Annotated in this window: 4 protein-coding genes and 1 pseudogene; 2 read left to right on the plus strand and 3 right to left on the minus strand. The window is 73.4% G+C overall.

The genetic code is table 11. The features are described from left to right. Nucleotides 1-23: 23 nt before the first annotated feature. On the minus strand, nucleotides 24-1,604 hold the full coding sequence (locus AB0N16_RS38210; protein WP_365805045.1) for an alkaline phosphatase D family protein: 1,581 nt from the start codon (nucleotides 1,602-1,604) through the stop codon (nucleotides 24-26). 154 nt (nucleotides 1,605-1,758) lie between these two features. Next, a complete protein-coding gene (locus AB0N16_RS38215; RefSeq protein ID WP_365805047.1) occupies nucleotides 1,759-3,189 on the minus strand; it encodes a PLP-dependent aminotransferase family protein in 1,431 nt (476 codons plus the stop codon). A gap of 284 nt (nucleotides 3,190-3,473) precedes the next feature. On the opposite strand from AB0N16_RS38215, the pseudogene AB0N16_RS38220 reads away from it, so the two are divergent. Beyond that, nucleotides 3,474-4,073 (plus strand): annotated as a pseudogene (locus AB0N16_RS38220) (EamA family transporter); the annotation flags it as partial. A 123-nt stretch (nucleotides 4,074-4,196) separates the two neighbouring features. On the opposite strand, the gene AB0N16_RS38225 reads toward AB0N16_RS38220, so the two are convergent. Then, the gene (locus tag AB0N16_RS38225) at nucleotides 4,197-5,027 is read right to left on the minus strand and encodes an alpha/beta hydrolase (RefSeq protein WP_365805049.1); all 831 of its coding nucleotides are present in this window, start codon (nucleotides 5,025-5,027) and stop codon (nucleotides 4,197-4,199) included. An 843-nt stretch (nucleotides 5,028-5,870) separates the two neighbouring features. Between AB0N16_RS38225 and AB0N16_RS38230 the strand changes: the two genes are divergently transcribed. Further along, nucleotides 5,871-6,632: a GntR family transcriptional regulator gene (locus AB0N16_RS38230; protein WP_365805051.1), complete on the plus strand. Its 762-nt coding sequence runs from the start codon at nucleotides 5,871-5,873 to the stop codon at nucleotides 6,630-6,632. The last annotated feature ends 162 nt before the right edge of the window (nucleotides 6,633-6,794 follow it).

Genomic DNA, 6,794 nt, shown 5'->3' on the forward strand with positions numbered 1-6,794 from the left:
GCCCTGCGAAAAGCGTACGGGAGTTACTGGCCGACCCGGCCCGGCTGCAGGGTCTGGGTGAACAGCACGGTGCCGTCGTACTCGCGCAGACGGACCGTCAGCTCACCGCTGTGGCCGTCGATGTCGACCTCGCCGAAGAACTGGTAACCCTCCGCGGGCGACACGTTCGAGGCGGTCGGCGCCTTGACGAACACCCGGTCGGGGCCGAACGTGCCGTCCAGCGCGCTGGCCGGGAAGGCGCCGGCGTTGAGCGGCCCTGAGACGAACTCCCAGAACGGCGCGAAGTCCTTGAACGCGGCCCGCGACGGGTCGTAGTGCTGGGCCGAGGTGTGGTGGACGTCCGCCGTCAGCCACACCGTGCCGGTGATCCTGCGGTGCTTGATGTACCGGAGCAGTTCGGCGATCTGCAGCTCGCGGCCGAGCGGCGCGCCCGGGTCGCCCTGGGCGACGGCCTCGAAGTTCGCCAGGCCCTCGACCGGGTCGGGCACCACCAGGCCGAGCGGCATGTCCGCGGCGATGACCTTCCACACCGCGCGCGACCGGGACAGCTCGCGCTTGAGCCACTCCAGCTGCTCGGCGCCGAGGATGCCCTGCGGGTCGGTCGTCTGGTTGTCGGGCGAGTTCGCGTTGCGGTAGGTGCGCATGTCGAGCACGAACACGTCGAGGAGCGGGCCGTGGTGGTGGACGCGGTAGATCCGGCCGTCCGGGCGGCCGCTGATGGTCGAGATGGGGAAGTACTCCGAGAACGCCTGCCGGGAGCGCACCGCCATGTCGTCCAGCCTGGTTCCGGCCGGGTAGGGGGTGCCGGTGCCGATGACCTCGCCCGGGTACCAGTTGTTGCGGACCTCGTGGTCGTCCCACTGGATGACGTTCGGTACCTGGGCGTTGAACCGGCGCAGCGCCTCGTCCAGCAGGTTGTAGCGGAAGTTGCCGCGGAAGTCGTCCAGGGTGACCGCGACGTGCGACTTCGCCTCGCTGGTGACATTGCGGTACAGGCTGCCGTCGGGCAGTGCCTGCGTCGCCGAGATCACGCCGTCGGCGTAGATGTTGTCACCGCTGCACAGGAAGAAGTCCGGGTCCAGCTTCGCCATCGCGTCGAAGATGCGGTAGCCGCCGATGGACTCGTTGATGCCCCAGCCCTGCCCGGCCAGGTCGCCGGACCACAGGAACTTCACGCCCTGGCGCCGACGGGTGGACGCGGTGCGGAAGGTGCCGGTGACCGGCTCGGCGGTGCGGCGCGGGTCGTCGGCGTCGGCGAGCAGCACGCGGTAATGGATCTGCTCACCGGACGGCAGCCCGTGCAGCCGTGTGGTGCCGGTGAAGTCGCTGTCAGCGCCGAGCAGCGGGCCCCGCCATCTGCGCGGGTTGCGGAACGACTCGGTGGCCGAGGTCTCCACGATCATCCGGGCCGGCCGGTCCGAACGGACCCACACCAGGCCGGAGTCGGCGGTCACGTCGCCCGCCTGCACACCCCAGTCGGCCCGGGGCCGCCCGGAGAGCGCGAACGCCGGAGCCGCACTGAACGCCGTGGGCAGGGTCAGGGCCGCCGACGCGGCGAGGGAGCCGCGCAGCACGCTGCGGCGGCCTGGGAACGAAAGGGACATGAAGGGCCTCCAGAGCGAGATCCGGCCAGTTGCGCACAGCCACAACTACTGGTGCGCCGCAGCGCTCACGGAAACCACAAGTGAACAACTGCCCGGCCCATGAAGGAGCCCATGAAGGGCCCCATGAAGGAGTCCACGAAGGAGCCCATGAAGGTCACCCGCCGAGCACCTCCGCCATCACCCGCACCCCCTCCCGGATCCGCGCCGGCGACAGGTGCGCGTACCCCAGCACCAGCCGTACGACGGAGTCGTCGGCCGGTGCGTGCGTGCACGCGCCCAGCGGACGCACCGCGACCCCGGCGGCTGCCAGCCGCGCCACGAAACGGCTCTCCGGCCCGCAGGACTCCGGGAGTTCGGCGATGGCGTGCAGCCCCGCCGCGATCCCGGACACGCGCGCGTGCGGGAAGTGCTGGGCCAGCGAGTCCACCAGGACGTCCCGGCGTTCCCGGTAGGCGCGCTGGCAGCGGCGCAGCTGTCGGTCGTAGTCGCCGCGCTCCAGGAACCGGGCGAACACCGCCTGGTCGAGGGAGGGGTGACCCAGGTCCATGGTCCGCTTGCGCTCGACGACGTCGTACGCCAGATACTCCGGCACCAGCAGCCAGCCCAGCCGCAGCCCAGGGGCGAGGGACTTGCTGACCGATCCCATGTACGCCACGCGTTCCGGGTCGAGACCCTGGAGCGCGCCGACCGGGGCGCGGTCGTAGCGGAAGTCGCCGTCGTAGTCGTCCTCCAGCAGCAGGCCGTCCACCGCACGGGCCCAGTCCAGCAGCCGGGTCCGGCGTCCCGCGGAGCAGGCGATCCCGGTCGGGTACTGGTGGGCGGGCGTCGTCATCGTCGCGCGTACCCCCGAGTCGCGGAGCGGGCCCAGGGCCAGGCCCTCGGCGTCCAGGGGCAGCGGCACGGTGCGCAGCCCGGCCGCCGCGTACAGGCCGTCGTGCTGGGGGCTGCCGGGGTCCTCCACACCGATCTCGCGCATCCCGCGCGCGTGCAGCACGGATCCGAGCAGCGTCGTCGCCTGTGCCACCCCGGAGACGACCACGATCCGCTCCGGGTCGGCGACCACGCCCCGGCGCCGGGCCAGCAGTTCGGCGAGGGCCGAGCGCAGCCGGGGCAGCCCGCGCGGGTCCGGGTAGCCGAGGTCGCGGTGCGGGAGCTCGGCCAGCACCTCGCGCTGCGCGGCGGCCCAGGCGGCGCGCGGGAACAGCGCCAGATCCGGTGACCCCGGTACGAAGTCCACCCGCACCCCCGGCGAGCGCGGCGCCAGATCACGTGCGCGTGCCGACGCCGCCCGCACCGCGCCGCCCACCCAGGTCCCCGCCCCCTGTCCGCTGCGCAGATAGCCCTCCGCCGTCAGTTGCTCGTACGCCTCGGTGACCAGTCCGCGTGACACACCGAGGTCCTTGGCCAGCTCACGGCTCGACGGCAGCCGCGTGCCGGGCGCGAGCCGTCCGGTACGGATCGCCTCGCGCAGGGCCGCCTGGAGGAAACGGCCACGCGCGCGTGCCGGTGCCGACGCGGCCGGCAGCAACAGCTCCCAGGTGGCGGATCCCGGCAGGCCGTCCGGATTGGTCCCCGATGACGTCATGGAAGTGGACCTTAATCCGGGCCGCCCAGGTTCCTAGCGTCGTCCTCATGAACGCGACCACCGCACGCGGCGCCTTCCTGACGGCGTTCGCCTATGTACTCGTCGGGGCCTCCTTCACCGCCAACAGCGTGCTGGGCCACTACCCCTACGCGGGCGGCCAGTTCCTGCGCTACGGGGCGGCCTGTCTGCTGCTCGTGCCCTTCGTCGGGCCGTGCGCGGTGGAGCGGCTGCGCGGGCTCGGGGCGCGCGCGTGGCTGCGGCTGGCCCTGCTCGCCGCCGTTGGCATGGTCGGCTTCAATCTGGTGATCCTGGCCGCCGAACGCACCGCGGAACCGGCGGTTCCCGGTGTCTTCGTGGGCTGCGCTCCGGTGGTGGTGGCGGTCCTGGTTCCGCTCCTCGACGGGCGCGGGCCGCAACGCCGGGTTCTCCAGGGGGCGTCGCTGGTCGCCGTCGGCGCCTTCGCCGTCCAGGGCTGGGGACGTACCGACGCGAGCGGGATCGCCTTCTCGGTGTGCGCGCTGGCCGGTGAGGTCGGGTTCGCGGTGCTCGCGGGGCCGGTGCTGCGGGCGCTCGGGCCACGGCTGCTGACCGCCACGGTGTGCGCCGTCGCCGCGGCCGAGGCGGCGGTGGCCGGGATTCTGCTCGACGGCGGGGCGTGGCTGCGCGGGCCCGACGCCACGGAGACGGCCGCGCTGCTGTGGCAGGCGGCGGTCGTCACCGTCGTCGGTTTCGTGTGCTGGTACATGGGCGTGCAGCGGATCGGCACGGAGCGCGCGACCCTCCTCACGGGCCTCGTCCCCCTCACCGCCGTCTGCACCGCCCCACTCGTCGGAACGGGCTCCTACGGCCCCGCCCAGGCCGTCGGCGGCGCCCTGGTGGGCGCGGGGGTCGCCCTGGGCTCCGGAGCCCTGCCACACATCGGCCGACGAGCGCAGGCCGCCGCGGCCAGGTCCGGTGCGAGCCGGCGGCCGGGGACCGCCGACGCCGCACCCCGCGCCCGGCGACGCTCATCGGCTGCCGTCCAGGATGACCCGTGCGACCAGCGCCGGGTCGTCGTTCATCGGGCAGTGGCCGCAGCCGGGCAGCCGGACCAGGCGGGCCTTGGGGATGATCTGCTTGGCCCGGACCCCCTGGCGGCGCACCAGCAGCATGTCCCGGGTGCCCCAGCCCACGGTGACCGGGATGCCGGGCACGTCGTCGGTGAACTGGACGGCGGACCCCGCCCGCAGGGTCTCGGCGAACCCGGTGGCCCCCGCGAGCGCGAGCGTCTCGGCGACCACGGCCTCGGGTGAACGGCGTGCCGGGCGGGCGTAGATGGTGCTGGTCAGGGCCGTCCGCCCGGCGGCCGTCCGGGACAGCCGCTCGACCAGCGGGAGCGGCAGCCGCTCCGCGATCCGCCGCATGGCGATGAGCACGGCCAGGGCGTAGCGCCGCTCGGCCTGCGTCCAGAATCCGGCGGGGGAGAGGGCGGTGACGGACCGTACGAGCTTCTCGCGGCCCAGCTCCAGGGCCAGCAGCCCGCCGAGCGAGTTGCCGGCCACGTGCGGCCGGTCCAGCTCCAGCGCCTCGAACAGGGCGGCGAGCACGGTGTTGGTCGTGGGCAGGTCGTAGGCGAGGCCGGCGGGAAGTCCGGGGGAGGCGCCGAAGCCGGGCAGGTCCACGGCGATCACGTCCCGCTCGGTCGCGAGGATGTCCACCACCGGGTCCCAGGCCTGCCGGTGATGCCCTATGCCGTGGAGCAGGACCAGCGGCTCTCCACGGCCCACGCGCGCGTAGGAGACGGTCACGTCCTGCTGGCCCTGCGCGGCCGGGACTTCGAGCGAGACGGTGGCGGACATGGGGGCTCCTCGTCTGGGACATCGGCTGACGTCGTAGACAGCTTGTCAGCAATTGCTACTGGCGGGTAGTCCCCCGTCGGTGTGTCGCGCCTCGGCGGCGGACGGCGTCACCCAACGCACCCTGCGCGGCTCCGGGTTGCCGTCGGGATGCCCGAGGTGCCGCATGAGCGTCAGTCGCGTCGGCAGCCGCACGTCCAGGGCCCCCGGGGTCGCCGGCCGGCAGTGGTCCGCGGATCATTCTGGGCCGAGCCCGCGGCGAACGAGGCGATTCCGGCGGGAGGGGGGAACGTGTCGGATGGCGCGGGGGCGTGATCGGCGTCGTCGACGGTCCCGGCCGGTCCATCCGGTCCATCCGGTCCATCCCGTCCATTCGGCCCATCCGGTTCATTCCGTCCATCCCGTCCATCCCGTCCATCCCGTCCATCCCGTCCATCCGGTCCGGCCGGGTCGTCCGCGTCATCAGGACCATCCGCATCATCAGGACCGGCCGGACCGTTCGGGCCGTCCGCATCATCCGTAGAACGAAGGGGCAGGGGACCCTCGCCGCCCGCCGCCCGCCGCCCGCCGCCCGCCGCCCGCCGCCCGCCGCCCGCCGCCCGCCGGCCCCGGCCGCCCCACGGTGCCCGCCGTGCGACGGGAGCTTTGCCGCAATGTCACGAAAACGCCCCCGTGCGAACGCCCCGTGAACGCTGCATGGCACCGCTTTCTATGCGCTGCCCCTGGGATCGAGGATTGGTCTTGACCAAGGGTGTGCGCCGCCTTATGGTCGCAGATAAGTACAACAACCTTTAATAAACAAGGGCGCTAAAACGCCGCCGGACCACGGCGATTGCGGAGGACAGGGTGGGGACCACGCAGCTGGAATCGGTACCGGAACCGAAGTACTGGCATCTCAAGACCGTGCTCAGTGAGGCACTCGACTCGGAGTTCTCGGTCGGCGAGATCCTGCCCAACGAGCGCGACCTCGCCGCCCGCTTCGGCGTGGCCCGCGCCACGCTCCGTCAGGCCCTCGAACAGCTCGAACTGGAGGGTCGCCTCCAGCGCCGCCGCGGTGTCGGTACGACGGTGGCGCCCCCGCGCATGGGCGTGGCCGTCGGCACCGACGAGCACGCCTGGCCGGGCGCCCCCGAGGACGCCTGGCAGCCGGTCGACTGCACCCTCGCGGTGCCGCCCGCGGCCGTCGCGGCAGCCCTGGAGACCGGCTCGGAGGAGCCGGTGCACATGGTGCGCCGCTCCCGCGTCTCCCACGGTCAGCCCGTCGCCGCCGAACTGCTCTACATCCCGGCGTCCTCGGTCCCGGACCTGACGGCGATCGACGCGCCGTCCGGATCGGCACGCGCGCGTGCCGTGCTGCGGGAGCTGCAGCGCCTGGCGCTGGAGGGCCAGGACCGCTCCGTGGAGCTCGGCTCGGCCCGCGCCGACGACGCCAAGGAGCTCGACCGGCTCCCCGGCGCCCCGGTCCTCGTCGTCACCACCCGCTTCCTCGCCGCCGGCCGCACCGCCGCGCTCTCCGTCGCCACGTACCGCGCGGACACCTGCCGGCTGACCTTCGGCGACTCCGGCGGCGTGGAGATCCACCACGGACCGGAGCGGCAGGCCTCGTAGCCACCGAGCCGGAACAGGACGCGCCCCGGAACTCCTCCGGGGCGCGTCGCGTTTCACAGCGGCTGCACGGCTGCACGGCTGCACGGCTGCACGGCTGCACGGCTGCACGGCTGCACGGCTGCACGGCTGCACGGCTGCACGGCTGCACGGCTGCACGGCTGC

Origin of the sequence: Streptomyces sp. NPDC051105, from assembly GCF_040682795.1 — a bacterium.
In the GTDB taxonomy this organism is placed as follows: Bacteria; Actinomycetota; Actinomycetes; order Streptomycetales; family Streptomycetaceae; genus Streptomyces.